The 25410-nt window shown below is 71.5% G+C and carries 22 protein-coding genes and 2 pseudogenes; 10 read left to right on the plus strand and 14 right to left on the minus strand.

Features of this window, described 5'->3' with window-relative positions; all coding sequences use genetic code 11:
* Positions 1–23 precede the first annotated feature (23 nt).
* On the minus strand, positions 24–1406 hold the full coding sequence (locus tag ACFVWD_RS15745) for an ROK family protein (protein WP_389596530.1): 1383 nt from the start codon (positions 1404–1406) through the stop codon (positions 24–26).
* Positions 1407–1575: 169 nt separating this feature from the next.
* Between ACFVWD_RS15745 and ACFVWD_RS15750 the strand changes: the two genes are divergently transcribed.
* The 4 genes from ACFVWD_RS15750 to ACFVWD_RS15765 are packed head-to-tail and all read left to right on the plus strand — an operon-like array spanning position 1576 to position 6182.
* Positions 1576–2892 carry an ABC transporter substrate-binding protein gene (locus tag ACFVWD_RS15750; protein ID WP_389596532.1) on the plus strand — a complete coding sequence of 439 codons (1317 nt, stop codon included), beginning with the start codon at positions 1576–1578 and terminating at the stop codon, positions 2890–2892.
* Between the two features lie 14 nt (positions 2893–2906).
* Positions 2907–3908 (plus strand): carbohydrate ABC transporter permease, encoded by a 1002-nt coding sequence (locus ACFVWD_RS15755; protein WP_101403979.1) that lies wholly within the window; start codon positions 2907–2909, stop codon positions 3906–3908.
* On the plus strand, positions 3901–4794 hold the full coding sequence (locus tag ACFVWD_RS15760; protein ID WP_389596534.1) for a carbohydrate ABC transporter permease: 894 nt from the start codon (positions 3901–3903) through the stop codon (positions 4792–4794). The genes ACFVWD_RS15755 and ACFVWD_RS15760 overlap by 8 nt, the downstream gene beginning before the upstream one ends.
* A 29-nt stretch (positions 4795–4823) precedes the next feature.
* On the plus strand, positions 4824–6182 hold the full coding sequence (locus ACFVWD_RS15765; RefSeq protein WP_389596535.1) for a GH1 family beta-glucosidase: 1359 nt from the start codon (positions 4824–4826) through the stop codon (positions 6180–6182).
* A gap of 78 nt (positions 6183–6260) precedes the next feature.
* Here the strand turns inward: ACFVWD_RS15765 and ACFVWD_RS15770 are convergent, their stop codons facing one another.
* Positions 6261–7244 carry a phosphotransferase family protein gene (locus ACFVWD_RS15770; protein ID WP_389596536.1) on the minus strand — a complete coding sequence of 328 codons (984 nt, stop codon included), beginning with the start codon at positions 7242–7244 and terminating at the stop codon, positions 6261–6263.
* Between the two features lie 21 nt (positions 7245–7265).
* Positions 7266–7907: pseudogene (locus ACFVWD_RS15775) on the minus strand (reductase); the annotation flags it as partial.
* 284 nt (positions 7908–8191) lie between these two features.
* On the opposite strand from ACFVWD_RS15775, the pseudogene ACFVWD_RS15780 reads away from it, so the two are divergent.
* Positions 8192–8784: pseudogene (locus ACFVWD_RS15780) on the plus strand (helix-turn-helix transcriptional regulator).
* Here ACFVWD_RS15780 and ACFVWD_RS15785 read toward each other — a convergent pair.
* Both ACFVWD_RS15785 and ACFVWD_RS15790 read right to left on the minus strand, forming a co-directional pair.
* Positions 8724–9617, minus strand: coding sequence for a DUF3626 domain-containing protein (locus ACFVWD_RS15785; RefSeq protein ID WP_389596537.1), 894 nt, complete (start codon positions 9615–9617; stop codon positions 8724–8726). The pseudogene ACFVWD_RS15780 and the gene ACFVWD_RS15785 overlap by 61 nt on opposite strands.
* Positions 9618–9703: 86 nt before the next feature.
* Complete coding sequence (locus tag ACFVWD_RS15790; protein WP_389596539.1) at positions 9704–10702, minus strand: zinc-binding alcohol dehydrogenase family protein; 999 nt, start codon at positions 10700–10702, stop codon at positions 9704–9706.
* 134 nt (positions 10703–10836) lie between these two features.
* Between ACFVWD_RS15790 and ACFVWD_RS15795 the strand changes: the two genes are divergently transcribed.
* Complete coding sequence (locus tag ACFVWD_RS15795) at positions 10837–11466, plus strand: CGNR zinc finger domain-containing protein (protein WP_389596541.1); 630 nt, start codon at positions 10837–10839, stop codon at positions 11464–11466.
* Positions 11467–11582: 116 nt separating this feature from the next.
* Here ACFVWD_RS15795 and ACFVWD_RS15800 read toward each other — a convergent pair whose 3' ends face one another.
* On the minus strand, positions 11583–12179 hold the full coding sequence (locus ACFVWD_RS15800) for a TIGR03086 family metal-binding protein (RefSeq protein ID WP_389596542.1): 597 nt from the start codon (positions 12177–12179) through the stop codon (positions 11583–11585).
* Between the two features lie 117 nt (positions 12180–12296).
* Between ACFVWD_RS15800 and ACFVWD_RS15805 the strand changes: the two genes are divergently transcribed.
* The 3 genes from ACFVWD_RS15805 to ACFVWD_RS15815 all read left to right on the plus strand — a co-directional run bounded on the left by ACFVWD_RS15805 (position 12297) and on the right by ACFVWD_RS15815 (position 16027).
* Positions 12297–13568, plus strand: a complete 1272-nt coding sequence (locus tag ACFVWD_RS15805; RefSeq protein ID WP_389596543.1) for an aromatic acid exporter family protein — start codon at positions 12297–12299, stop codon at positions 13566–13568.
* 51 nt (positions 13569–13619) lie between these two features.
* Entirely contained in the window at positions 13620–14660 is a 1041-nt protein-coding gene (locus ACFVWD_RS15810) for a hypothetical protein (protein ID WP_389596545.1), read from the plus strand.
* 137 nt (positions 14661–14797) lie between these two features.
* Positions 14798–16027 (plus strand): lactonase family protein, encoded by a 1230-nt coding sequence (locus ACFVWD_RS15815; RefSeq protein WP_389596546.1) that lies wholly within the window; start codon positions 14798–14800, stop codon positions 16025–16027.
* Here the strand turns inward: ACFVWD_RS15815 and ACFVWD_RS15820 are convergent.
* Together ACFVWD_RS15820 and ACFVWD_RS15825 are read right to left on the minus strand one after the other, a co-directional pair.
* Complete coding sequence (locus ACFVWD_RS15820) at positions 15995–16720, minus strand: DUF2470 domain-containing protein (RefSeq protein ID WP_389596754.1); 726 nt, start codon at positions 16718–16720, stop codon at positions 15995–15997. The two genes, ACFVWD_RS15815 and ACFVWD_RS15820, sit on opposite strands and share 33 nt — an antisense overlap.
* 98 nt (positions 16721–16818) lie before the next feature.
* Positions 16819–17436 (minus strand): TetR/AcrR family transcriptional regulator, encoded by a 618-nt coding sequence (locus tag ACFVWD_RS15825; RefSeq protein ID WP_101402498.1) that lies wholly within the window; start codon positions 17434–17436, stop codon positions 16819–16821.
* 122 nt (positions 17437–17558) lie between these two features.
* Here ACFVWD_RS15825 and ACFVWD_RS15830 point away from each other — a divergent pair, with 122 nt between their 5' ends.
* Positions 17559–19043 (plus strand): cytochrome P450, encoded by a 1485-nt coding sequence (locus ACFVWD_RS15830; protein ID WP_389596547.1) that lies wholly within the window; start codon positions 17559–17561, stop codon positions 19041–19043.
* On the opposite strand, the gene ACFVWD_RS15835 is transcribed toward ACFVWD_RS15830, so the two are convergent.
* The 6 genes from ACFVWD_RS15835 to ACFVWD_RS15860 all read right to left on the minus strand — a co-directional run bounded on the left by ACFVWD_RS15835 (position 19005) and on the right by ACFVWD_RS15860 (position 25406).
* Positions 19005–19853: a pentapeptide repeat-containing protein gene (locus ACFVWD_RS15835; RefSeq protein WP_389596549.1), complete on the minus strand. Its 849-nt coding sequence runs from the start codon at positions 19851–19853 to the stop codon at positions 19005–19007. The genes ACFVWD_RS15830 and ACFVWD_RS15835 overlap by 39 nt on opposite strands.
* A 296-nt stretch (positions 19854–20149) precedes the next feature.
* Entirely contained in the window at positions 20150–21037 is an 888-nt protein-coding gene (gene sigJ / locus ACFVWD_RS15840; RefSeq protein WP_389596551.1) for an RNA polymerase sigma factor SigJ, read from the minus strand.
* A 31-nt stretch (positions 21038–21068) separates the two neighbouring features.
* Positions 21069–22370: an alpha/beta fold hydrolase gene (locus tag ACFVWD_RS15845; protein ID WP_389596552.1), complete on the minus strand. Its 1302-nt coding sequence runs from the start codon at positions 22368–22370 to the stop codon at positions 21069–21071.
* A gap of 134 nt (positions 22371–22504) precedes the next feature.
* On the minus strand, positions 22505–23530 hold the full coding sequence (locus ACFVWD_RS15850; protein ID WP_075028038.1) for a LacI family DNA-binding transcriptional regulator: 1026 nt from the start codon (positions 23528–23530) through the stop codon (positions 22505–22507).
* Positions 23531–23606: 76 nt separating this feature from the next.
* Positions 23607–25031 (minus strand): BNR repeat-containing protein, encoded by a 1425-nt coding sequence (locus ACFVWD_RS15855; protein ID WP_389596554.1) that lies wholly within the window; start codon positions 25029–25031, stop codon positions 23607–23609.
* A 54-nt stretch (positions 25032–25085) separates the two neighbouring features.
* Entirely contained in the window at positions 25086–25406 is a 321-nt protein-coding gene (locus ACFVWD_RS15860; RefSeq protein ID WP_389596756.1) for an L-rhamnose mutarotase, read from the minus strand.
* Between the last annotated feature and the right edge of the window lie 4 nt (positions 25407–25410).

Consider the following 25410-nt stretch of genomic DNA (forward strand, 5'->3'; position numbering starts at 1 on the left):
CGTCGTGAACCCCCGGCTGCGGGTCAGTGCGGGGCGCGCTCCTCCAGGGCGGTGCGCCACGCCGGGGAGGGGCCCTCGCTCACCGGCTCGGCGCGGCGGCCGCCGCGCGCGAAGAAGTCGGCGAGCGGCAGGATCGCGGCACCGACCGTGACCGCGTCCGGACCGAGCCGGCCCAGGTCGATGGAGACGCGCTCGGCCGGGTAACGCAGCGCGTACGAGGCCGCGTACCGGCGGACGGCGGGCAGAAAGCGGGTGCCGAGCTGGAGGCCCGCCCAGCCGCCGATCAGGATCCGCTCGGGCTGGAAGAGGTTGATCAGGTCGGACAGGCCCGCGCCCAGGTACTCGGCGGTCTCCTCCAGGACGGCGAGCGCCACGGGGTCGGGCTCGACTCCCTCCTCGGTCGGGTAGGCCGCGGTGAGCATCGCGGTGAGCGCGGTCTCCTCGTCGGTGCCCTCCGGCGGGCGTCCACCCTCCTCGCGCCAGCGGTCGAGGAGCGCCTCCGCGCCCGCGTACGCCTCCAGGCAGCCCAGGGCTCCGCACCGGCAGCGGCGCCCCCTGACCCGTACCGTCAGATGGCCCCACTCCACCGAGCGGCCGTGCTCCACGTCCTCGGTGACCAGACAGGCACCGACGCCCGAGCCGAAGAGGACGACGACCGCGTTGCGCGCGCCGCGTCCGGCGCCGAACCACATCTCGGCCTGACCCAGGGTCCGGGCGCCGTTGTCCGCGAAGTACGGGACGGTGTCGGGGAGTTGGCAGGCCGAGCGGAGCAGGGACTCCAGCGGGACGGCGTCCCAGCCGATTGTCTGACCGTGCACCACCGCACCCGCCTCGGGCGTACGGGCGACGATTCCCGGGACGCCGATCCCGACGCCGAGCAGCCGCTCGGGGGCGATGCCCGCCTCGTCCAGCACCTCGGCGATGCCGTCCCGGATGTGCCCGACGATGACATCGACGTCGTATTCCCGACGCTTCGACGACGGTCCGCCGCCCAGAGACGGCCCCTCCCCCTGGGCCGCCCCCTCGCCCTCCGACGCCCAGTCACCCCCGTACCTCTGCCGCTCCAGCGGCCTCTCCGTGCGGGCGAGTTCGGTGAGGGTCAGGTCGAAGAGCTCGACACGGACGCGGGTTTCGCCGACGTCGACGCCGATCATGTGGCCGCTGCCGGGTACGACCCGCAGCAACGTACGCGGGCGGCCGCCGTCGGAGTCGACGCTGCCGGCCTCCTCGACCAGACCGTCCGCGACGAGTTCCGCGACCACGTTGCTGACGGAACCGGAACTCAGTCCGGTGGCCGGCCCCAGCTCGAAGCGGCTCATGGGGCCGTCGAAATACAACCGTTGCAGCACGGCGGTGCGATTGCCGCGTCGCAGGTCACGCACTGTCCGCCCGTTCCGCACCGCCATGTGATTCCCTTCCGGCCAGCCCGACCTGCAAGATACCCCTGCGCGATCCCTTGACGCGACTTTCTTCCGGGTCTTAACTCACGTCCTAAATTAAGCCATGAGGGTCGTTCGAGAAGTGAACGCGGGCGCCCCTCATGGCTCTCCCTCCGAGAAAGGGACAAACGCAGCCATGCGCAGAATCCGAGCCGCGGCCGCCGGTGCGGTCACCGTCTCCCTGCTGACCGCCGTGACCGCCTGTGGTGGCGGCTCGTCGACGGGCGGCGGGTCCAACGACTCGCCGAAGACGCTCACTTACTGGGCCTCCAACCAGGGCGCCAGCATCGAGGTCGACAAGAAGGTCCTCCAGCCCGAACTCGACAAGTTCGAGAAGCAGTCCGGGATCAAGGTGAAGGTGGAGGTCGTCCCCTGGTCGGACCTGCTGAACCGGATTCTCACCGCAACCACGTCGGGTCAGGGCCCCGACGTCCTGAACATAGGCAACACCTGGAGCGCCTCTCTGCAGGCCACCGGCGCGCTGCTGCCGTGGGACGCGAACAACTTCGCCAAGATCGGCGGCAAGGACCGCTTCGTCGACTCGGCGCTCGGCTCGACGGGCGCCCAGGGCAAGGACCCGGCCGCGGTCCCCCTGTACTCGATGGCGTACGCGCTCTACTACAACAAGAAGATGTTCGCCGACGCGGGGCTTGCGAAGCCGCCGACCACCTGGGACGAGCTGGTCGCCGACGGCAAGAAGCTGTCCAAGGGCGGCAAGTGGGGCCTGGGGGCCGAGGGTTCGAACCCCTCGGAGAACATCCACCACGCCTTCGTCTTCGCCAAGCAGCACGGCGCCGACTTCTTCACCGCCGACGGCAAGCCGGACTTCACCTCGGACGGCACGGTCGCGGCGGTCAAGCAGTACGTCGACCTGATGGCCAAGGACAAGATCATCGCGCCCGGCAACGCCGAATACGCGCAGAACCAGTCCGTGAGCGACTTCGCCAAGGGCAAGAACGCGATGCTGCTGTGGCAGTCGGCGTCCGCCAATCTCAAGTCACAGGGCATGAGTGACGACGCGTACGGCATCGCCCCGGTCCCCGTGCAGTCCGGCACCCCGGGAACCGGCACCAACGTCAACTCCATGGTCGCGGGCATCAACCTGGCCGTCTTCAAGAACACCCACAACCTCGACGGCGCCACCAAGTTCGTGAAGTTCATGACGAGCGACGCCGAGCAGAAGGTCCTCAACACGGCGTACAGCTCGATCCCGCCGGTGAAGACGGCCCAGACGGACGCCACCTTCAACACCCCCGCGAACGCGGTCCTCAAGGACACCCTGGCCAAGAGCGCCGCCGCGCTTCCGCAGGTCGCCGACGAGTCCCAGTTCGAGACGGCGGTCGGTACGGCCATCAAGGCGCTGTTCGCGGACGCGGCCGCCGGACGCGCGTTGACCACGGATTCGGTGAAGGCGGAGCTCGAGAAGGCCCAGCAGCAGATGCCGGCGAAGTGAGCGCGGACTCCCTCATGACCACCACGACCGCCGCCTCCGCCGATTCCGGCGAACGGGCGGTGCCCAAGGACTCCCCCGGGGCGGCGCGCGGGCCGCGCCGCCCCGGGCGGGTCCGGCGCATCGCACTGCCCTATCTGCTGCTCCTGCCCGCCCTGCTCCTCGAACTCCTGGTCCACCTGGTGCCGATGGTGATCGGCATCTTCATGAGCTTCAAGGAGCTCACCCAGTTCTACATCCGCGACTGGGGCACCGCGCCCTGGTCCGGCTTCGACAACTACAAGGTGTCGGTGGACTTCAGCGCGCCGGTCGGCAAGGCGCTGCTGCACTCGTTCCTCGTCACCGTCGGTTTCACCCTGCTGTCGGTGGGCCTGTGCTGGCTGATCGGCACGGCGGCCGCGATCTACATGCAGGACACCTTCCGCGGCCGCGGTCTGCTGCGGGCCCTCTTCCTCGTCCCGTACGCGCTGCCCGTGTACGCGGCGGTCATCACCTGGGTGTTCATGTTCCAGCACGACAACGGCCTGGTGAACCACGTCCTGCACGACCAGCTGCACCTCACCGACAAGCCGTCCTTCTGGCTCATCGGCGACAACAGCTTCTACGCCCTGCTCACCGTGTCGGTGTGGAAGGGCTGGCCGTTCGCGTTCCTCATCGTCATGGCCGGCCTCCAGAACATCCCCGGGGAGCTGTACGAGGCCGCCGCCCTCGACGGCGCCGGTCTGTGGCAGCAGCTGCGCCGCATCACCCTGCCGTCGCTGCGCCCGGTCAACCAGGTGCTGGTGCTGGTCCTGTTCCTGTGGACGTTCAACGACTTCAACACGCCGTTCGTCCTGTTCGGCAGGACCGCTCCGGAGGCCGCGGACCTCATCTCGGTGCACATCTACCAGGCGTCGTTCGTCACCTGGAACTTCGGCACCGGATCCGCGATGTCGGTCCTGCTGCTGCTCTTCCTGCTCGTCGTGACGGGCGTCTACCTGCTGCTGACCTCCCGAGGAAGGAAGACGGCCGATGTCTAGCACCGCGCAGACGGCGACCGGCGCCTCGAAGGCGCCCCGCTCGCCGATGGCTCCCCCGCAATCCTTCCTCTGGTCCCGCAGGATCTTCCTCACCCTGCTCACCGGCTTCGTCCTGGTACCGGTCTACGTCATGGTCTCCAGCTCGCTGAAGCCGCTCGCGGACGTCTCGGGGAAGTTCCGCTGGCTGCCGAGCGGGCTGACGATCCGCCCGTACATCGACATCTGGTCGACGGTCCCGCTGGCGAGGTACTTCGTGAACTCGCTGATCGTGGCGGGCGCGGCGACGGTCTGCTCGGTGGTGATCGCGGTCTTCGCGGCGTACGCGGTGAGCCGCTACAGCTTCCGCGGCAAGCGCGTCTTCACGGTGACCGTGCTGTCGACGCAGATGTTCCCCGGCATCCTCTTCCTCCTCCCGCTCTTCCTTCTCTACGTCAACATCGGCAACGCCACGGGCATCGCGCTGTTCGGCTCGCGCGGCGGCCTGATCCTCACGTATCTCACCTTCTCCCTGCCGTTCTCGATCTGGATGCTGATCGGGTACTTCGACTCGGTGCCGCGCGATCTGGACGAGGCGGCGCTGGTGGACGGCTGCGGGCCGTTCGGCGCGCTGCTGCGGGTGGTCGTGCCCGCCGCGATCCCCGGCATCGTCGCCGTCGCCGTCTACGCCTTCATGACCGCCTGGGGCGAGGTGCTGTTCGCGTCGGTGATGACCAACGACACCACGCGCACGCTCGCCGTCGGGCTCCAGGGCTACTCCACGCTCAACAACGTGTACTGGAACCAGATCATGGCCGCCTCGCTCGTGGTGAGCGTCCCGGTGGTCGCCGGGTTCCTGCTGCTCCAGCGCTACCTCGTCGCCGGCCTGACGGCGGGAGCCGTCAAGTGACCGACTCCTCATCCCCTGAAGGGACTTCCGTGACCATCGACCTTGCCGCACTCCCCGAGGACTTCCTGTGGGGCACGGCCACGTCGGCCTACCAGATCGAGGGAGCCGTCGCCGAGGACGGCCGCTCGCCGTCCATCTGGGACACGTTCTCGCACACCCCGGGCAAGATCGACAACGGCGACCACGGCGACATCGCCTGCGACCACTACCACCGCTGGCGCGAGGACATCGCGCTCATGCGGCAACTGGGCGCCAACGCCTACCGGTTGTCCATCGCCTGGCCCCGGGTGGTGCCGGGCGGCGACGGCCCGGTCAACGCGAAGGGGCTCGACTTCTACGACCAGTTGACCGACGCCCTGCTGGAGGCCGGCATCACCCCCTCGGTCACCCTCTACCACTGGGACCTGCCGCAGGTGCTCCAGGACCGCGGCGGGTGGCCGGCCCGCGACACGGCACACCACTTCGCCTCTTACGCGTCGGTCGTCGCGGAGCGTCTGGGTGACCGCGTCCAGCACTGGACGACGCTGAACGAGCCGCTGTGCTCGGCCTGGATCGGCCACCTGGAGGGCCGGATGGCTCCCGGCCTCGCGGATCTGGCGGTCGCGGTCCCCGCCTCGTACCACCTGCTCCTGGGCCATGGCCTGGCCGTGCAGGCCATCCGCGCGGCGGCACCGGACGCCCAGGTGGGCATCGTCAACAACCTCTCCAGCATCGAGGCCGCCACCGACCGCCCCGAGGACGTCGCGGCGGCCCGCCGACTGGACGGACACACCAACCGCTGGTGGCTGGACCCGGTGCACGGCCGCGGGTTCCCTGCGGACATGCGTGAGGTCTACGGCGTCGAACTCCCGGAGCTGCCGGGCGACTTGGAGACCATCGCGCAGCCCCTGGACTGGCTGGGCCTCAACTACTACTTCCCGTCCTCCGTCGCCGACGACCCCTCAGGACCCGCGCCGCGCGTGCGCACGGTGCGCCGCCCGGGCGTTCCCCGCACCGGCATGGACTGGGAGGTCGACGCCTCCGGCATCGAGCGCCTGCTGCTCCGCCTCACGGACGACTACGGCGCCCGCAAGTTGTACGTCACCGAGAACGGCTCCGCCTATCCCGACGTCGTCCGCCCCGACGGCTCCGTCGACGACCCCGAGCGCACGCTGTATCTGGAGCAGCACCTCGCCGCCTGTGCCGCGGCGGCCGGCAAGGGCGTCCCCCTCGCCGGATACTTCGCCTGGTCGCTGCTGGACAACTTCGAGTGGGCCTACGGCTACGACAAGCGCTTCGGCCTCGTGCACGTCGACTACGAGACTCAGCGGCGCACGGTGAAGGGGAGCGGGCACCGGTACGCGGACATCATCCGGGCCCACGGGGAGCGCAGGCGCAGCGCGGCCTGACATACGTCCCGGCCTTCGCGCTGGACGCGTGTGTTCTCTCGGACGGAGCTCGCGTCCAGCCGAAGACGAGGCACGAGGTCACCCCTTCGACCTGCCGGCTCCATGCCGGCCCATGTCGTCCAGGGCCGCCACGAGCTGCGGAGCCACCACCTTCCGGGTCCAGACGGCATCGTCGTCACCCACGGCGCGGGGCACGGTCTCGATGAGCATGATCAGGTAGAGGTAGCTGCGGTAGAGGGCGAGGCGTCGGCGGGCCGCGGGGCCGAAGTCCGCGCGGCCTCCCGCCTTCCGATAGCCGGTCAGGAAGGCCGTGTCGTCCTCGATGTCGCCGAGGAGGGCGAGGGAGACGAAGTCCGCCAGGGGGTCGCCCCAGAACATGCGCTCGCCGTCGATCAGGCCGCCGATCCGGGGTGTTCCTTCCGGCTGGTCCACGAGGATGTTGCCCGGCCACAGGTCGAAGTGGACCAGGCGGGGGGTGGTGACCTCCTCCAGGGCGTCGTACGCCGCCCTCGCGGTGCGGGCCACCTCGTCCACGGGCCGGGGCAGCCAGGCCCGATAGCGGCGGGCGTCGTCCAGGACGGCGTCGTACATGGTGGTGAAGGCGGTGCGCCAGTCGGGGGCGAGCGGGCCGAGGGCCCCGGACGGGTAGCCGAACCCGGGTCCGGTGACCTGGTGGAGCCGGGCCACCAGGCCGCCCAACTCCGCACGTGGAGCGGTCTGTTCGGCGGGAGTGAGCGTGCCGTTCCACGACCGGCCCGGGCAGGCCGTCATGAGGAGGTGACGGCCCCCGGTGGCCACGACACGCGGCGCCGGTACGTCGACGGTGGCCGCCGAACGGTAGAACTCGGCCTCGGAGACCAGGAGTTCGCGCTCGTGGCGCATGCCAGGGGCGGTCTGCGGGGGCGGGACCTTCAGCACATGGCGGGTGCCGTCGGTGAGGAGGAGTTCCTCGACGGTGTTGTACGTGCCACCGTCGAGCGGACGGCAGCGGACGAGGCGGTCCGGCGCCAGTCCGGCCGCCGCGAGGATCCGCCGCGCCCGCTCCCAGGAGTCCTCCGTCATGCACCCCACCCGCCCCTTCGGTCACCCGGCCGCGTACACGTCCTCCACGTAACGCCCGTTCGCGATCAGCTCGTTCAGCCACGTCTCGGCGGTCGCCTCGTCCGCGTCCGGCGTACGGTCCCGGTACAGCGTACGGAAGGCCTCGCGGACTCCGGGTGCCATGCGCGAGCCGTCGCCGCACACGTACACCCGGGCCCCGGCCCGCAGCAGCTCCCAGACCTCGTCCGCCTCGGCGTCGATCCGGTGCTGCACGAAGGTCACACCCTCGACGGGCGCCAGGCTGAAGGCCGGGCGCAGGGAGACCGCACCGGCGGCCTCGGCGGCGTGGAGTTCCTCGGCGTGGAGGTAGTCCGCGTCCGGGGCGTCGCAGCCGAAGTAGTAGACGGCGGGCGGCAGTTCGGCTCCCGAGGCCAGCCGGGCGCGGCGGTCGGCGATGGCGCCGCGGAACGGGGCGAGTCCGGTGCCCGCCGCGACCATCACGACCGGCGCGCAGCCGTCGATCCGGAAGGCCTCCCGGCAGGGCTGGACGCGGGCGAGGACGGTGTCGCCGGGCTTGACCGTGTGCAGGTGGCGGGAGCCGACTCCGGTGTACGTGCCCCGGCCGGAGCGGGCCGGGGCCTCCAGCAGGGAGACCATCAGGTCGGCGTGGCCGGGGTCGGTCGCGGCCGGGTCCGGTGTCGGTTATGTCGACGACCGGTATGTCGTGGAGGGAGTGTGTGGGTTGCGGGTGCGGCGCGGTGGGGGACATGGCGCGACAACTTCCTTTCGCGGTACGGAAGTCCTGCTCTCCCAGCTTGCTCGTCGGACCCGGCGTGCCCGCACCGCCGCACTACATGATTCTGTAGTCACCGAGGCCGGGTCGCGCTTGTCACAGCCGCGGCGGGATGGCAGGAGGCCGGGAGGTGGCGATGGACACGGTGGACGCGGTGGTGTGGCGCAACCGGGCCATGACGTTGTTCGACCGCATCCCCATGCCGGTCGCGGTCTGTGATGTGTACGGGGCGATCACCTGGCCAATCCGGCCATGGCTGCGGAGTGGGGCGCCACGTCGAGCGGGCTGCGGGGACGCAAGGTTCTGGACCTGTTCCGGCCGCAGGAGTCCTGGCAGATCGAGCGGATCGCACAGGCGTTGCGGCTGCGCCGTCGCTCGCGCTGTCCGGTCTCGGTGCGCTGGGAGGCGGCCGACGGGGTGCGGCGCGAGGGCGAGCTGACCGCGGACCCGGTCAGTGACTCCGTCGAGACGAGCACCGCACTGCTCGTCATGGTCCGCGTGCTCGGCGAGTGCCCGGTCGTGGAGCGCTCGCCCGAGCCCGCGGCCGGCACCGCCGAGATCCGCATTCTGGCGCTGCTCGCCGGGGGCGCGACCAGCGCGCGGACCGCCCAGGAGACGGGACTGACCGTGGACGGCGTCAACTACCATCTGCGGCGCCTGTCCGAGCGCTGGGGCGCGGCCAACCGTACGGAACTGGTCGCGCGCGCCTACGCGCTGGGCGTACTGACTCCGGGAGTGTGGCCGCCCACGGCCGTGCCCGCTCCCTGAGGGGCGCCGAAGCGCGCGAGGCAGTGCCAGACCCTCTTCAGGTCCTGGAGTTCGTGGCGGCCGGTACGGGCGGCGTCCCCGATGATCCGGGGGTCGAGCCGGCCGTCCTCGGCGATCCGGACGCCGAGCGCGACGAACTCCGGGCCGCGGAAGTCCGGGTGGCGCCGCAGTTCCTCGACCGGGAGCTGGTAGCCGGGGTGCCACTCCACGGGGCAGGGGAGCCGCCGGGCCGCCGCCTCGACGGCCGTGCCGCGGTAGCTCGCGTCCAGGACCAGGGCCTCCATGTCCCGCGCCAGGTCGACGGGGCCGTGCACCTGCGCCTCGATGTAGTCGTCGAGCGCGTCCTGCTCGTCCGCCTCGGCCGGCTCGATCAGGGACATCCCGGCGGCGACCCCGAACGCGGACGGCTCGGCCGCGCTGTCGGGGTAGCAGAAGGTGGCCCGTCGCAGGGCCGCGCCGGTCAGCCGGAAGTGCGAGGAGCCGAAGCGGGGCGCCGCGCCGACGAGCTGGCGCCGGAAGTTCAGTCCGCCGTACACGGGTCGCTCGTGCGCGGGTTCGGCGTCGTACGCCCCGCCGAAGATCCGGCTCTCCCAGCGCCAGCGGTCGCCGCCGGGATGTGCGGTGAGCCCGCCGTTGCTCGTGCCGGTGACGAACTGCGAGACGTACGCGCCGTCCCGGGCCAGCACCTCCAGGATCGGCAGCCCGCCCACCAGCCGGTCGGGGTGGAAGTTCAGGGTGATGCGCAGCGCCGGGTCCACCGCCGGGCCGCGGGAGAGAGCCGCGACATGGCGCAGCGCCCGCTCCTGGGGTGTGCGGCCGTCCCTGAAGTCCACTCGACCCCTCCCCCGCCCCGTTTCCGCACGTCTTCGCCCCACTCCGGGACCCTTGGAGGTCACTCGTCGGGCGGGACATCCGCAACTCATTTCTCCTGAACGGCCAGCACGATCTTGCCCCGGTTGTCGCGCCGTTCCAGACGTTCGTGGGCCGCGCGCGCCTGGTCCAGCGGGACCACCGTCTCGACCGGCACGTGGTACGTACCCACCGCGACCCGCCTGGCCAGCTCGCGCAGGTCCTCGCGGGGGTCGTAGCCGTGGATCTGCAGATTGGTGAGCTGGAATCCGAGGACGGCGGCGTTCTTCGGATAGAAGTCGCGGGTGTCGATCGTGCTCGGCTCCAGGGCGACATTGGCGAGGGCGACCACCCGCCCACCGTGCCCGACCTCGCGCAGACTCCGTGCGAAGGCGGGGCCGCCGACGGTGTCGAGGACGACGTCCGCACCGCGCCCGCCGGTGAGCCGCAGCACCTCCTCGACCTCCGCGTCGCCCGGGTGCGCGGAGGTGTCGAGGGTGTCCTGGGCGCCGAATCCGGCGGCCCAGGCGGTCTTGTCGGGTGAACCCGCGAGCGCGATGACACGGGCGCCGGTCCCGGCGGCGATCTGGACGGCCGCGCTGCCCACTCCGCTCGCGGCGGCCTTCACCACCACGGTGTCGTCCTTGGTCACCTTCGCCAGATGGCGCAGGCAGTACCAGGCGGAGAGCCAGGCGACGGGCAGGGCGGCGGCCTCGGTCAGCTCCAGACCGTCCGGCACGACCGTGACCTGCCGGGCGGGCACGACGGCCAACTCGGCATAGAATCCGGGTGCGTTCACCCCGTCCAGGGCCATGACCCGCTGTCCGATCTCGATGTCGGTCACCCCCTCCCCCACTGCGGCGACGACTCCGGCCGCCTCCACGCCCGGGATCAGCGGCGGCCGTCCGGCCCGGTGGTACCGCCCGGCACGGACCAGCGCGTCCGCCCGGTTCACCCCCGCCGCCACGACCCGCAGCAGCACCTGGCCGGGGCCCACGACCGGGTCGGGGACCTCCACCGGCACCAGCACCTCGGGTCCGCCGAACTCGTCGATCCGCACCGCACGCATACCGCACCTGCTTCCTGGTGGACGCACCGGAGCACCGCGGAATCGGAGGAGATCCACGGGAGCGGTGACACCGGTTGAAGTGGTGTCACCATGCAACACCGCTTCAACCGGTGTCAAGGCGCTACACTCGGACCATGCCCTCCGCTCCCGCCGCCGTCCCCGAGCCCGCCTCGCCGTTCCCCTTCATCGGCGGACGCCCCTGTCTGAACTTCGTGGCCACGCTCGGCAAGCGGCACGCCACCCCCCTGGAGCGACTCCCTGATCCCGACGCCCTCGCCCGCTGGATCGCCGACGCGGGCCTGAGCGCCGGGGCCGACGACACACCGGTGCACGTCACCGAGGGCGATCTCGCCCACGCTCGCACCCTGCGCGAGGCGCTCTACCGGCTCGTACGCGCCGCGATGGCAGGGGAGGCACCCGACCCGGCCGATGTCGCGCGGGCCAACGAGGCGGCGGCCCGCCCCGACCTCGCCCCCCAACTCGCCGAGCCGCAGGACGACGGCGCGGGCCCCCGGCAGCCCCTGCGCTGGACGGCCGGGCATCCCGGACCCGCGGCCCTCGCGACCGTGGCCCGGGATGCCGTCCTGCTGGTCGGCGGCCCGCTCCTCGCCAGGGTCAAGGAGTGCGAGAACCCCGAGTGCTCGCTGCTCTTCCTGGACGACTCCCAGGCCCGTCGGCGCCGCTGGTGTTCCATGGACCGCTGCGGCAACCTCGCGAAGGTGGCCGGCTACCGGTCCCGCAGCCGCACCGGCTCCAACCGGTGACGGTGGGCCGCGCCGTCCGCGCCCGCTCCAACCGGTGACGGTGGGCCGCGCCGTCCGCGCCCGTGGCGTCGACCGGTCGACCACGCCGCGGTGTCCGCCGCCTCGCGGCCCGCAGGTCAGGCCACGGCGGGCGTCCAGTGCGGGTCCCGGCCGAGGAAGGCGAGCAGCGCCTCCGCCCGGCCGGCGGCCGCCGGCACCTCGCGGGCGGCGGCGAACACCCCGTACGAGTCGCGTAGATGACCGGCGAGCCGATCCGCCGCCAACCTGATCCCCTCCGCCAGCTCCTCCTCCAGCGGCGCGTCCTGGCCGGTGGCGACAGCGATGTCCCAGGCGTGCACGGCGGCGTCCATGGCGGCAGCGGCGGCGGCCAACGGGAACGGCATCGGTCCCAGGGGGGTCGCGACCTCCGGGGAGTCGGCCGGCAGCTGCGCGTAGGCGTCCGCCACGCCCCGCAGCACCTTCTCCAGCACCGTCTGCGCGTCGGCGTCCAGCACGTCGGCGGGCCGGAAGGGGTCGGAGTCGGGCCGGTCAGCGCCGGTGATCGCGGCGCCGTACGCCTGCTGATCCAGTCGCGCGTGGTTGAGGACCTGGCGCACCGTCCACTCGCTGCACGGCGTCGGCGCCCCCCACGCCCGCTCCGGTACGGCGGCGGCCACCTCACTCAGGTAGACATGTGCCCTGGTCAGCAGTTCGAAGCCCGCGAGATCGCGCATTCCTGGTCCCCTCCTGGTTGCCTTCCGGCCGATGAGAACAAACTAGGCTCCCTTGCGGACAGTTACGGTCCTCAATCAGCACGTTCGGTACGCCTGCGAAAAGGGAAAAGGCCAAGGATGCGAGACGTACGTGGTGCGTGGGCCGTGGCAGGCGCACAGCTCCGGAAGTGGCACGAGGAACCCGTGGTCGTCCAATCGGTGCGGTCGGCGGGGGCCGCGACCGTCGCGTACGTGATCGCGCTGCGGCTCAGTCCGGAGCCCGCGCCGCTCACCGCCCCGCTCACCGCGCTCCTGGTCGTGCAGGTCACGCTCTACGCCACCCTCACCACCGGGATCCGCCGGGTGAACTCCGTGGTGGCGGGTGTCGTCGTCGCCATCGCCTTCAGCGTTCTCGTGGGTCTGACATGGTGGAGTCTGGCCCTGCTCATCCTCGCCTCGCTGGCCGTCGGCCATCTCGTCCGGGTCAGCGAGTTCGTGCCCGAGGTGGCGATCAGCGCCATGCTCGTGCTCGGCGTGACCAGGGTCGGGGACACGGCCTGGGCCAGGGTGCTGGAGACATTGATCGGCGCGGTGGTCGGACTCGGCTGCAATCTGCTCTTCGCTCCGCCGGTGTGGGTGGGCGCGGCCGGCGAGTCCATCGAGGATCTGGCGCGGCGGGTACGCCAGTTGATACTGCGCATGGGCGAGGAGGCGGCCGGCCGCACCCCCGTCGAGCACGCGACCGCCCGGCTGCACGAGGCGCGCCGCCTGGACCACGACATCGTCCAGGTCGACGCGGCGCTCCGGCAGGCCGAGGACAGCCTCAAGCTCAATCCGCGTGTACGGGAGGGCCTGCTGCACCGGATCGTGCTGCGCACCGGCCTGGACACGCTGGAGATCTGCACGGTGGTGCTGCGGGTACTCGCCCGCACCCTCACCGACCTCGCCAAGGAGCGCGATCCCGAGCCACTGTTCGAGCCGCAGGTGGGGGCGACGCTGGAGCAGCTGCTGTCCGAAGTGGGCGACGCCGTGGTGAGTTTCGCGGTCCTGGTGACCACGGACATCAGTCAGAACGCCGAGTCCGCCGAGGCCCGGCTCGCCGCGGAGCTGTCCACCGCCACGGCGACCCGCGACAAGCTGGCCCAGCTGCTGCTCGACGAGGTGCAGCGGGACGCCCGGCAGTGGCAGCTGCACGGCGCCGTCCTCACCGAGGTCAACCGCATCCTGGACGAGCTGGACACGGAGCACCGCTCGCGACGGCTCATGGAGGAACTCGACCGCGGCACCCGCGAAGAGCGCGAGCGCCATCACCACCTCATCCGACTGAGGCAGCGCCTTCGGATGCCCCGCGGGCCGCGACAGCCACGCTCGGACCGGAACCGTCCCCCCGTCTCCGATCGTTCTCTCTGAGGACAGCCGTTCCGTGTCGGGGACGGGCGCGACGACGGGGGGAGCGGACGGATGGCCGACGACGCTGTGCGGATCGACGGGAACACACTGCGCCTGCCGGGCGGGGTGCGGGTCCGTTTCATGCGGACGCTGCGCCTGCCCGAGACGGGTACGCACGAACTGCCACCGGGGCTCGGCGAGTTCCCTGTGCGCCGTGTCGAGGACCACGCGGACACCGTGCCCGCCGAGTGGCGTGCGCGCGGCGGTGTGATGCTGCCGGTGTATCTGCGCGAGGCCATGTGGCTGAGCTTTGCGGGCTCGACGGAGCCGGCCGCGCTCCAGGTCGGCGTGGGCAAGGTGTGCGCGGTCTCGGGCATGCCGTGGAGCTCCCTGCTCGCCCAGGACCCGCAGAACTACGTGGTGCTCCCCCGCCAGCCCTGGCTCGACGGCATCAACTCCGGGAAGGGCACGGTCCGCCAGTTCGTGGCCGTGCCGCTGGGGCTCGGTGCCACGGTCGAGGGCCAGGTCACCGGCGAGGAGGTGTGGGGCGGCCTGCAGCTGCAGTCCTTCCGGCTGAATGACGCGGAGCTCGCGAAGTGGCGTGAGCTGGAGCGCCGCCGGACCGTGAGCACGAGGTCGGTGAAGAGCGTGTCCGCCTATGGCGCCGCCCCGCCCGCTCCCGGCGCCGCCATGGCCGCCGCACCCGCCTCCGCGGCCCGCCCGAGGAGCGCCCCGGCCATGGGACTCGGCGTCGGAGGCTCGATGCGCCAGGAGGTCTACGTGGACGAGCGATCGCGCGGCGCCTGGGCCAGGGAGCCCGCCGGCCGGGTGTTCGTGCATCTCGTGACGCCTCCCGAGTGGCGCCGCATCACGGGCGAGGCTCCCCCGCCGTCCCCCGTCGACCGCGCTGCGTACACAAAGGCCGGGCTGCCCTGGTTCGAGTACTACGACGACGCGGCCCAGGACGTCGCCCCCACCGACACGCTGAGCTCGGTGCGGCCGGTCGGCGAGTGGCTCGGCGACGACCACGAGCCCTGGCAGGAGCCCTCGCCCCACCAGGTGAAACAGCTGGGCGACGCGCCGGGCAAGCCGGTCGGGGACGGTGACTGGTAGGCGGCCGCACCCGGTCGTCGGGCAACCCCGCCCATCGTTGCACAGGATGCAACAAGCGTTGCCGTTCTTGCACTTCTCGGGTGTCGCACGCCAAGGTGGCTGTGACGACCGAGGCAACCGACACCCGAGGTGCAGGCATGAACAGTGGCGCAGATCCGGCGCGGGACGCGGGCGGCGGCTGGGGCAGGCGCCGGTTCCTCGGGGCGCTGGCGGGGATCACCGCGGTGACGACGGTTCCGGCACCGGCCGCGCCACGCACCCGCCCCGCGGCCACCACGACCCCGCCCGCCGGGGGCTCCCCCGCCACCTCGGCCCCCGGGCCGACCTCTTCCTCCCCCACCGTCCGCCGGCTGTTCCTGGGCACGTACACCTCGGTCGCGGGCGGTGGAAAGGGGATCGGCCTGGCCACGTACGACCCGGCGACGGGTGCCGTCACGGCCACCGGCACGCTCACCGGCATCGGCGACCCGTCGTACCTCGCCACGCATCCGAAGGGCCACACCCTGTACGCCGTCGACGAGCGGCCGGAGGGCGCCGTGACGGCCGTACGGCTCGCCGACAACCGGGTACTGGGCACCCGGAGCACCGGCGGCGCGGGCCCCTGCCACCTCTCCGTGCATCCGAGCGGACGGTGGCTGCTGAGCGCCAACTACACCTCGGGCAGCGTGGCCGTGCACCCCGTCGACGCCTCGGGCGCACTCGGCGAACGCACCGACCTGGTCACCCACTCCAGTCCGGCACCGGGCCCCGGCCAAGACGGCCCACACGCGCACCAGTTCGTGACCAGCCCGGACGGCGGGCACCTCCTCGCCGTCGACCTGGGCACCGACACGGTCTACACCTACCGCCTGGACCAGTCGAAGGGCACGCTCACCGAGGTCTCCCAGGCGCACACCCGGCCGGGCGCGGGGCCACGCCATCTCACCTTCCACCCCGACGGCCGTTTCGCCTATCTCGCCAACGAGGTCGACAACACGGTCGTGGTCTGCGCGTACGACCCGGCGAGCGGACGGCTCACCCCGGGCGACCCGCAGTCCACCGGCACGGGCACGGGCACGAACTACCCGGCGCAGATCCTGGTGACGTCGCACGGGTCGTACGCCTATCTCGCCAACCGCGGCCACAACAGCCTGACGCGGTACGCGGTCGAGGCGGCCGGTGCCCGGTTGAGGCTCCTGGACACCGTGCCGGTCGGCGGCGACTTCCCGCGCCAGCTCGCCTTCTCGCCGGACGAGCGGCTGCTGTTCACGGCGAACCAGCGCTCGAGCACGGTCAGCATCTTCCACGTCGAGGGCGCAAGCGGTGAACTCCGGCTCGCGGGCGAGCCTTTCGCCTCACCCGTCGCCGTCTGTGCGCTGCCGCTGTAGCGCGCGGGGGCAGGCCGCGGAGCTCGCCTGCGTGAGCAGCACATGCATCCGCTCGGTGAGCTGCGAGACATCGTCGGCGGGCGAGTGGAAGGACAGACGTACGTCACCGTTGCCGCGCGCCCGTTCGATCCGCAGTGTCAGTCCGTGCCGGTCGACGGCGAGCGGCTGGACGCGGACCGCGCCGTGCAGGCTCTCGGGCTCGACGAGGCGGGTCAGCCGCTCGACGGCGTCGGGGTGCGCGTCGGCCAGGTGGGTGAGCAGGCTCGCCTCGGCCGTCGTGAGCGGATCGGGGACGGCGTCCGCGAACTCGTCGAGGTCCACCACGAGCGCGCCGGACGCCTCGCGCAGCACCACACGCGAGGGCTGGAACTCCAGATGCCCGTCCGCCAGGACGAACCGGCCGGCCATCCAGAGCCGGGCGCGGATCCGGTTGCGCACCGGCACGGGCGCGACGTCCGCGAACTCCAGGACGGCGGAGGGCTCTCCGCGCGGCGCACAGACCGCCGCGGCCGTCAGCGTGCTGTCGTCCGGCACATGCAGGAGAACCCGACCGTCCGCGGTGACGGTGTGCGCGCCGACGAGTTCCTCCCTGCCACCCTCCGCGGTCACCGCGCAGGACCAGGCCGTGGCGAGCACCGAGCGGGCGCGCTCGGCAGCGGCGGGCGCGGCCGTCCAGCTATGACGGTCACCCATGCGGTCACCCATCCCAACCTCCCTTAGGTAAGCCTTGCCTAACCTATCGGAGATCCGGGCGTACGCCAACCGCGCCATACCTTCGTCCCTCTCACGAGTTACGGCGTGATGGCGCCCAGCAGAGCCCGCGCGCACAGATCCCGCAGCTGCTCCCGGGTCAGCTCCGCCCCCCTGAGCCACTCCAGACACACGGCCGTGGTGAAGGCGAGCCAGCCACGGACGGCGATCCGCAGCTCGGGCCGGTCCTCGATCCCCCCGGGGACGTCGGGGTCCGCGTCGAGCGCCGCCAGGATCTGCTGCTCCTGCGCGGCCAGCGCCCGCTGATAGACCCTGCGCACGGCCTGGTCACCGGCCGCGTCGGCGCGGTGGAAGGCGCGGAAGCCGTGCGCGTGGGCCTCGACGTACGCCAGGAAGGTGTCGAGTCCGGCGCTCAGCTGCTCGCGGACGGGAATGCCGGGCACCGCGGCCGTCAGCCGCAGCATCCGCTCGCTCTCGCGCTCCACGACCGCCGCGAAGAAGTCCCGTTTGGTGGGAAAGTAGTGGTACAGGAGCCCGCGCGAGACCCCGGCGATCTCGGCGACCTGCTCGATCCACACCTCGTCGTACGGGCTCTCCGAGAACAGCCGCGCCCCGACGGACAGCAGCTGCTCCCTGCGCTCCTCGGTACTGAGCCGACGGCGTGTCCGCTCTCCTCGCTCCCCCTGTTTGCCCATCATGGCCGCACCTTACTTGACGTCGGTTCAACAACGGGATCACACTGAAAACCGCTATTGAACTCGCGTACAACATGGTCAGGACAGCAGCGTCGACGTGCCGCAGGCACTAGGGAGATCGCGTCATGGCGGAGACGACAGGGGCCGTGCTGCCCAAGGGGTTCCGGAGCGCGGAGCTGGGCTGGCCCGAGCTGCACCGCATCCCCCGCCCGCCCTACCGGCTCCCCCTCGTCGGGGATGTGATCGGCGCGAACGTCCGCTCTCCGGTGCAGGACTCGATGCGATTCGGGCGCAGGCTCGGGCCGATCTTCCGGCGCAAGGGCTTCGGCAAGGAGATCGTCTTCGTGTGGGGCGCCGAGCTCGCGGCCGAGCTGGCGGACGAGACACGGTTCGCCAAGCACGTCGGCCTCGGGGTCGCCAACCTCCGGCCGGTCGCCGGGGACGGTCTGTTCACGGCGTACAACCACGAACCGAACTGGCAGCTGGCCCACGACGTCCTCGCCCCGGGCTTCAGCCGTGAGGCGATGGAGGGCTACCACCCGATGATGCTCGCCGTGACCGAGCGGCTGATGGACCGCTGGGACGGGGAACGCGCGGCGGGCCGGGCGGTGGACGTACCCGGCGACATGACGAAACTGACGCTGGAGACGATCGCCCGCACCGGCTTCGGCCACGACTTCGGCTCCTTCGAGCGCTCCAGGCCGCACCCCTTCGTCACCGCGATGGTCGGCACCCTGACCTACGCGCAGCGCCTCAACGTGCTCCCCGCGCCGCTGGCCCCGGTCCTGCTGCGCGGAGCCACCCGCCGCAACAAGGCGCACATGGCGTATCTGAACCAGACGGTCGACGCCGTCGTGGCCGCCCGTCAGCACTCCTCCGGCGAGGGGGACCTGCTCGACCGGATGCTGGAGACCGCCCACCCGGACACGGGCGAGCGGCTGACGCCCGAGAACATCCGACGCCAGGTGATCACCTTCCTGATCGCCGGCCACGAGACGACCTCGGGCGCGCTCTCCTTCGCCCTGCACTACCTCGCCCAGCACCCGGACGTCGCCGACCGCGCACGGGCCGAGGTGGACCGGGTCTGGGGCGACACTCCCCTGCCCGCCTACGACCAGGTCGCCAAGTTGCGGTACGTACGCCGGGTCCTCGACGAGTCGCTACGGCTGTGGCCGACGGCGCCCGGCTTCGCGCGCGAGGCCCGCGAGGACACCGTGCTGGGCGGGGTCCACCCGATGCGGACGGGTGCCTGGACCCTGGTCCTGACGGCGCTGCTGCACCGCAACCCGGAGGTGTGGGGCGCGGACGCCGAGGAATTCGACCCGGACCGCTTCGACCCGGGGGCCGTACGGTCCCGGGCCGCCCACACCTTCAAGCCGTTCGGCACGGGGGCTCGGGCCTGCATCGGCCGGCAGTTCGCGCTGCACGAGGCGACGCTCGTCCTGGGGCTGCTGCTGCGCCGCTACGATCTGCGGCCGGAACCGGACTACCGACTGCGGATCTCCGAGCGGCTGACGCTGATGCCGGAGGGACTGCGGCTGCACCTCGACAGCCGTGCGTCCGCTGCCGACTCACTCGTCGGTGGTCCAGTGGCCCGGGCGGGTGACTGACCGCGGCAGCCTGGTCCCGGCACTGCCCCTGGCCGCGTTCAGCTGGGGCTGGGTCAGGAAGAACGCGTCGGTCAGATCCGCGTCCGTCAGATCGGTGTCGCGGAAGTCGGCGCCGATCAGGTCCGCGCCGCGCAGATCGGCACCGGTGAGGTCGGCGGCGATGAGGTAGGCGCCGCGCAGGTTGGCACCCCGCAGGTCGGCGCCCTTGAGGCGGGCGCCCATGAGGTCGGCGCCGCGCCGCTCCTTCTTCTTGCCGCGGCCGACTCCCGCGCGCACGAGTTCGCTGGTCCGCAGCAGGAGGGTGTTGACGTGCTGCCGGTGTGCGTTCACGTCCAACTCCCCCAGTTCCTCGGGGGATTGGTTCGTCAGCCGCTCCGTCTCCGCGAGGGCTCGGCGGATGTCGGCGTGGATCGGGCGGGCCGCGGGGAGGGTCAGGGCCTCGTTCAGGTACCGGAGCAGTTCGTGGAGCTGGCGGACGACCGGGAACACGTCGAACATCTGCCGGGCTCGTTCTCGCGGGCCTGTGCGCCAGTCCTGGCCGGCGAAGGTGACCTGGGAGACCTGCTGGCCGGCGCCGAAACAGTCGTACACCGTGCACCCGTTGAACCCCTTCTCCCTCAGCTGCGTGTGGATTCCGCACCGGGAGTCCGTCCGCAGGTTCTGGCAGGGCTTTCCGGCGTCCTTGTCGATCGCGAAGTCCGCCGAGCGGGTGAAGGGCAGGGCGACACAGCACAACCCGAAACACCGACTGCAGTCGGCCCGCAACTCAAGGAGCCGTTCATCGACTGCCGTCACGCTGTCTTCTTGCATGTCACCAGCGTACTGAGGCGGCAGGCGCCCTCCGTGAGGGGTTCTCTCGCCCCCGCCGCCCCCGCCCGTCCCATCCCCACCTGGGGGCTCCGCCCCCCAAGCCCCCGATCGGCCTGAACGGCCTCGTCCTCAAACGCCGGACGGGCTGAAAGATGCGCGCCAGCGCTCTCAAGGGGCGCGGGGAACTGCGCGACCAGCCCCCACGGGCCCGCAGCCGGAAGACCGTCCTGCGGGGTCTGGGGGCGGAGCCCCCAGGGATGGGACGGGTAGGGGCGGCGGGGGCGAGGAAACCGGGGTCAGCCCTCCAGGTCGGTCAGGCGTTCGGGGTCGGCGAGGATGTACATCTCGACGATGCGGCCGTCGGTGATGGTGACGCCCATGACGGACAGGGGGCGGCCTTCGGGGGCCGTGACGACGCCGATCGCCCCGTTGACCAGCACGAGCCGGGAGAACTCCGCGAACTGGCGGAACATGAGCGCCTGTTGGGCGACGCCGGTCGCACCGTGGACCACCTTGGACGCCGCCGCCCCACCGACGAGCACACCGGAGTCGACACGGAGCACGACATCGGGATGGAGGACGGACACCAGCGCCTCGAAGTCCCCGGCGCGCGAGGCCGCGAGAAAGGCGTCGAGGACCAGCTTCTGCCGAGCGAGATCGGTCTCGGGCTCCGGCGCGGCAGCGCCCCGTACCCGCCGCCGCGCCCGACTCGCCAACTGCCGCGTCGCGGCCGACGAGCGTCCCACGACGGGCGCGATGTCGTCGAAGGGCACCGCGAACATGTCGTGCAGGACGAACGCGAGGCGCTCCGCGGGTTCCAGTGTCTCCAGGACCACCAGCAGGGCCAGCCCCACCGAGTCGGCGAGCAGCACCTCCTGCTCGGGGTCGATCCGCTCCAGGGGGCTGACCAGCGGGTCCGGGACATAGGTGTCCAGCGGCTCCTCGCGGCGCGCGGCACGCGTACGCAGCATGTCCAGGCAGACCCGGCCGACCACCGTGGTCAGCCAGCCCGCTAGGTTCCTGATCTCGCCGACGTCCGTGCGGCCGAGCTTCAGCCACACCTCCTGGACCGCGTCGTCCGCCTCGCTCAGCGAGCCGAGCATCCGGTAGGCCACCGCCCTCAGGCGACCGCGGTGCTCCTGGAACCGGTCCGCGAGGTGTTCGAGGAGTTCGTCGTCGTCCATTGCGTTGCCCTCTCCCCCGAACGGCGCCCGGTCAGACCTCGTCGCGCGTCAGCGCCAGCAACCGGTCCAGGACGCGCGACCCCCCGGCCCGTACACCGTCGTGCTCGAACTCGTCGGTCACCCAGGTCCGCAGACCACCGATGGCACGGGCCGTGCGCAGGGAGTGCTCCGGGTCGACGTACATGTCGTCGTGGTAGACCGCCGCGGCCACCGGCACCTCGTTGGCGGCGAGGCGAGCGGGGTCGTACAGCGGCCGCCAGTCGGTGCGCGCGGCGAGTTCCTCGGCGGTCTCGCGCAGGGGACGCAGCGCGGGGTCGGTGTCGAACAGCCAGGGGTGCACGGACTCGCCGGTGAACAGCAGCGGTCCGTCGTCCGCGAGGGCCTTCGCCGCGTCGAACTGCGGGAACTCGGCGCGCACCCGCTCGGCGGACCAGGCGGTCGGCCGGTCGTCCTGGGCGTAGCAGGCCTCGTGGACGAGCGCGTACAGGGGGTGGCCGGCGTACGAGAGGAGGCCCTGTACCTCCTCCTGGAAGGCGTCGGAGAGGGCCGGGCCCTGCGGGGTGCGGACGAAGGCCTCCTCCAGGAGATAGTGCAGACGGTGGCTGCCCTCGCCACCGCCGAGGAGGATGCCGAGGGACTGGAAGGCCTCGACGGTCAGGCGGTAGCCGTTGCTCAGGACGATCTCGTGGCGGAGGAGGTGATCGGCGATCTGCCGGGCCCGCTCGATGTCCTGGGGGTAGCGCGCGTAGTGTGCCGCGACCTTGCGTTCGATACGGGGATACGCGGCCCGGTAGACGTCGTCCGCGTGCGCGTCGAGGGAGGGCAGGCCGCCGGTGATGAGGGCCGCGCGCAGACCTTCGGGGGCGGTCGAGAGGTAGTGCACGATGCAGAAGCCGCCGAAGCTCTGGCCGAGTACGGTCCAGGGGTCGCCGCCGGTGAGCCGGGGGCGGATGGCCTCGCAGTCGCGGACGATGGAGTCGGCGCGGAAGTGCGCGAGGTAGTCGGCCTGCGCGCCGGGGCCGCCGCGCAGCGGCAGCGTCTGGCGATTGGCGGGCGTGGAGTGGCCGGTGCCGCGCTGGTCGAGCAGCAGCACCCGGAACTCCTTCAGCGCGCGGCCGAGCCAGGCCTGCTTGCCGACGAAGCGGTTGGCGCCGAAGCCGGGGCCGCCTTGGAGGTAGACCATCCAGGGGAGGTCCTGGTGCGCCTTGTCGCTCGCGACGACCTCGCGGGCGAACAGTTCGATGCTCTCCCCCGCCGGGTCGTCGTGGTCGAGGGGCACGGTGAAACGGTGGTCGGTGAGGACGACACCGGGCTGGCGGTAGCTGACGGTCAACAGGGCTCCCGAGACGTACGGATCCAGGCTGCGTCCCAGTTGAGCACATGATCGCCGACCGGCCGAGACCGGGGATCAAGAAAGTCGTACTGAATGGTCGCTCAGCAGGCCAGGCGCGCGGACCGTGCCGCGCGTCAGCGCGCCGACAGGCTGGAGCGGCGCACGACCAGCTCCGGCTGGAGCACCACGCGCCGGTGCTCGTGCGGTGTGGGTGCCGTCTCGGCCTCCGTCTCCTCCAGCAGCAGTTCGGCGGCGAGGGCGCCCATGGTCATGGCGGGCTGCCGAACGGAGGTGAGCGGGACGGCCGCGGCGGCGGCGAACTCGATGTCGTCGTAGCCGACGATCGCGAGGTCGTCGGGGACGCCGACGCCCGCCGCGTACATGGCCTGCAGGACGCCGAGCGCGAGCAGGTCGTTGGCGCAGAAGACGGCGGTCGGCCGCTCGGCGAGGCCCAGCAGCCGGGCGCCCGCGTCGCGGCCCGCGGCCACGTCGAGGCGCTGGGTGGGCAGCTCCCGCATCGCGGTGGGCGGGAGGCCTGCCTCGGCCAGCGCGTTCAGGGCACCCACGCGGCGGTCCCTGACCTGGTTGAGGCCGGGCGGGCCACTGACGTAGGCGATCGATCGATGGCCCGCGTCGACCAGATGCCGTACGGCCAGCGCGCCGCCCGCCACGTCGTCGACCGAGACCGAGCACTCGGTGGTGCCCTCGGCGACCCGGTCGACCAGCACGAAGGGGATGCCGTTGCGGCGGAACGTCGCGATGTTGCGCCCGGTCGCGTCGGCGGGCGTCAGCAGCACGCCGCGTACCCGCTGCTCGGCGAAGAGCGACAGATAGTCGGCCTCCTCGCTGGCGCTCTGCGCGCTGTTGCAGACCATCACGCCGAGCCCGGCGTCCCGCGCGGCGCGCTCGGCGCCGCGGGCCACGTCCACGAAGAAGGGGTTGCCCATGTCGAGGACGAGCAGGCCCATGATCCGGCTGCGTCCGGCCCGCAGCTGGCGCGCGGACTCGCTGCGGACATAGCCGAGCCGGTCTATCGCCGACTGGACACGGGCCCGGGTCTCGGAGGCGACGCTGTCCGGGCGGTTGATGACGTTCGAGACCGTGCCCACGGAGACTCCGGCGGCGCGGGCGACGTCCTTGATACCCACCGACTGTGCCATCAGGCAGGAACCTCCAGGGGGACGAGAAGCGGCGGGCGGGCCTTCACATTACCCGCGAGTCCGCCGACTTCGCTGGTCATGCGGGCAGCCGGAAGTCGACGACATGGAGCGCCGAGGGCGTGGTCCCGCTGGACTTCTCCTGGTACATGACCGACAGCGTCCCGTCCTGTGAGACGCGCGTCTCGTCGATCACCACCTCACCGAAGGCGTCGAGGCCGCTGCCGTCGTACAGGAGCTTCCAGTCCGTGTACCCGGAGGACTTCGAGGCGCCCGCGATCCGGCCGAAGGGCATGATCGCGTAGGCGTTGTCGTACTTGTCCAGGATCAGCTTCGTGCGCTGGCTCGAGCCGAGGGCGATCGGGATCTCGGTCTTGGTCCAGCTGCCCGAGGCGTTCTTACGGAGGTGGAAGGCGCGGCCGTTGTTCGTCCGGTCGGTGACGTAGTTGGTGGTGCACTGGCCGAAGCGCCCGGGAACGTAGCTGATGATCGCGTGCGGCAGGCCGGTGGAGTCGGTGGCCTGGCTCTCCTGGTTCATCAGGGAGTGGTCGGGGTTGAGCGCGTCGACGACGAGTCCGGCGTCGGTGACGGCCACCGTGTCGGAGCCGCCCGTGGTGCCGACGAGGGTGCCCGCGTTGTTGCGCCAGGTGCGGCCGCGGTCGGTCGAGTAGACGTAGCCGGTGTCGTGGTTGGTGATGCCGCCGCTGTTGCACATCACGGCGCCGTTCTGCTCGCGCCAGGTGAAGAAGGAGTGCAGGCGTCCGTTGACGTCGTAGTCGATGCCGTGCAGGTACATGTTGCGGGCGGTGCTGGAGCCGTGCTCGCTGGTGTACGTGCCGGTCGAGCCGGACCACTCCCCGAGAGCGGTCCAGGACGAGCCGTCGTACTCCGCGAGGGCGTTGCGCCCGTTTCCGGAGATGCCCACGCGGTAGCTCAGCTGGAGCTTGCCGTCGGGCGTGGAGATGAACTGGGGGTAGGTGAACTGCGTGGTGAGCGCGAGACCGTCCAGCGAGGTCTGTACGGCTCCGAAGACCGCGGAGGTCCAGGCGGTGGAGGCGGGGTTGTCGAGCAGCCCGGCCACCGACTTCACATAGAAGAAGCCGTCGCTGTGGGAGTCCATGTTGAGGTGCAGCCGGCCGTCGGTCTTCGACACGCCCATGGAGATCACGTTGTGGGAGTCGGAGCTCTTGAGCCGATGGGCGAGGGTGAGTGTCGACCAGCTGGACGCGCCGAGCGCCCGGCGGGCGACGACCGCGCTGCTGTCGGTGGTGTACCAGACGGCGTACTGGTAGCCCTTGTAGGTCAACAGACCGTTCTTCTGGAACGAGTTGTTGTTGACCAGGCCGTCGTAGGACACGAAGTACAGGGCGTGGGCGTCGAGTTGGGTGCTGCCGGTGAGGGTGACCGAGGGGCCGGGGTCGGCCGCGCGTGCCGTACCGGCGCCGATTCCGGGGCCTGCCACACCGGTCAGCAGGGCGGTGGCCAGCAGGGTGCGTCTCTTCATGTCCGGACTCCTGGGTAGGGCTTCGCGCGGGCGGCAGAGGGGGGGCAGCGGGTATCAGACGAGGTGGAAGACCTCGGTGAGGGGCTTCATGGCCTCGTCGGGTCTGGCGCCGTCCAGCGATTCGAAGAACGGCGCCATCTCCGCCTGCCAACGGGCATTGATGTCGGTGGCTTCCATGCCGGCCTGCGCGGCCGCGAAGTCCTCGGTCTCCAAGTAGCCGACCAGCAGGCCGTCCTCGCGCAGGAAGAGCGAGTAGTTGTGCCAGCCGGTGGCCGAGAGCGCGTCGAGCATCTCGGGCCACACGGCGGCATGCCGCTCGCGGTACTCGTCGAGGCGGTCCGCACGGACCTTCAGCAGGAAGCACACACGCTGCATCAAG

Source organism: Streptomyces sp. NPDC058086 (assembly GCF_042885015.1).
Classification (GTDB): Bacteria; Actinomycetota; Actinomycetes; order Streptomycetales; family Streptomycetaceae; genus Streptomyces.

Coding starts and splice junctions, on each gene's coding strand:
- ACFVWD_RS15750 (WP_389596532.1), top strand. CDS start 1,576: ATGCGCAGAATCCGAGCCGCGGCCGCCGGTGCGGTCACCGTCTCCCTG.
- ACFVWD_RS15815 (WP_389596546.1), top strand. CDS start 14,798: ATGAACAGTGGCGCAGATCCGGCGCGGGACGCGGGCGGCGGCTGGGGC.
- ACFVWD_RS15755 (WP_101403979.1), top strand. CDS start 2,907: ATGACCACCACGACCGCCGCCTCCGCCGATTCCGGCGAACGGGCGGTG.
- ACFVWD_RS15810 (WP_389596545.1), top strand. CDS start 13,620: ATGGCCGACGACGCTGTGCGGATCGACGGGAACACACTGCGCCTGCCG.
- ACFVWD_RS15860 (WP_389596756.1), bottom strand. CDS start 25,406: ATGCAGCGTGTGTGCTTCCTGCTGAAGGTCCGTGCGGACCGCCTCGAC.
- ACFVWD_RS15830 (WP_389596547.1), top strand. CDS start 17,559: ATGGCGGAGACGACAGGGGCCGTGCTGCCCAAGGGGTTCCGGAGCGCG.
- ACFVWD_RS15835 (WP_389596549.1), bottom strand. CDS start 19,853: ATGCAAGAAGACAGCGTGACGGCAGTCGATGAACGGCTCCTTGAGTTG.
- ACFVWD_RS15825 (WP_101402498.1), bottom strand. CDS start 17,436: ATGATGGGCAAACAGGGGGAGCGAGGAGAGCGGACACGCCGTCGGCTC.
- ACFVWD_RS15745 (WP_389596530.1), bottom strand. CDS start 1,406: ATGGCGGTGCGGAACGGGCGGACAGTGCGTGACCTGCGACGCGGCAAT.
- ACFVWD_RS15800 (WP_389596542.1), bottom strand. CDS start 12,179: ATGCGCGATCTCGCGGGCTTCGAACTGCTGACCAGGGCACATGTCTAC.
- ACFVWD_RS15760 (WP_389596534.1), top strand. CDS start 3,901: ATGTCTAGCACCGCGCAGACGGCGACCGGCGCCTCGAAGGCGCCCCGC.
- ACFVWD_RS15820 (WP_389596754.1), bottom strand. CDS start 16,720: ATGGGTGACCGTCATAGCTGGACGGCCGCGCCCGCCGCTGCCGAGCGC.
- sigJ (WP_389596551.1), bottom strand. CDS start 21,037: ATGGACGACGACGAACTCCTCGAACACCTCGCGGACCGGTTCCAGGAG.
- ACFVWD_RS15805 (WP_389596543.1), top strand. CDS start 12,297: ATGCGAGACGTACGTGGTGCGTGGGCCGTGGCAGGCGCACAGCTCCGG.
- ACFVWD_RS15770 (WP_389596536.1), bottom strand. CDS start 7,244: ATGACGGAGGACTCCTGGGAGCGGGCGCGGCGGATCCTCGCGGCGGCC.
- ACFVWD_RS15795 (WP_389596541.1), top strand. CDS start 10,837: ATGCCCTCCGCTCCCGCCGCCGTCCCCGAGCCCGCCTCGCCGTTCCCC.
- ACFVWD_RS15790 (WP_389596539.1), bottom strand. CDS start 10,702: ATGCGTGCGGTGCGGATCGACGAGTTCGGCGGACCCGAGGTGCTGGTG.
- ACFVWD_RS15855 (WP_389596554.1), bottom strand. CDS start 25,031: ATGAAGAGACGCACCCTGCTGGCCACCGCCCTGCTGACCGGTGTGGCA.
- ACFVWD_RS15850 (WP_075028038.1), bottom strand. CDS start 23,530: ATGGCACAGTCGGTGGGTATCAAGGACGTCGCCCGCGCCGCCGGAGTC.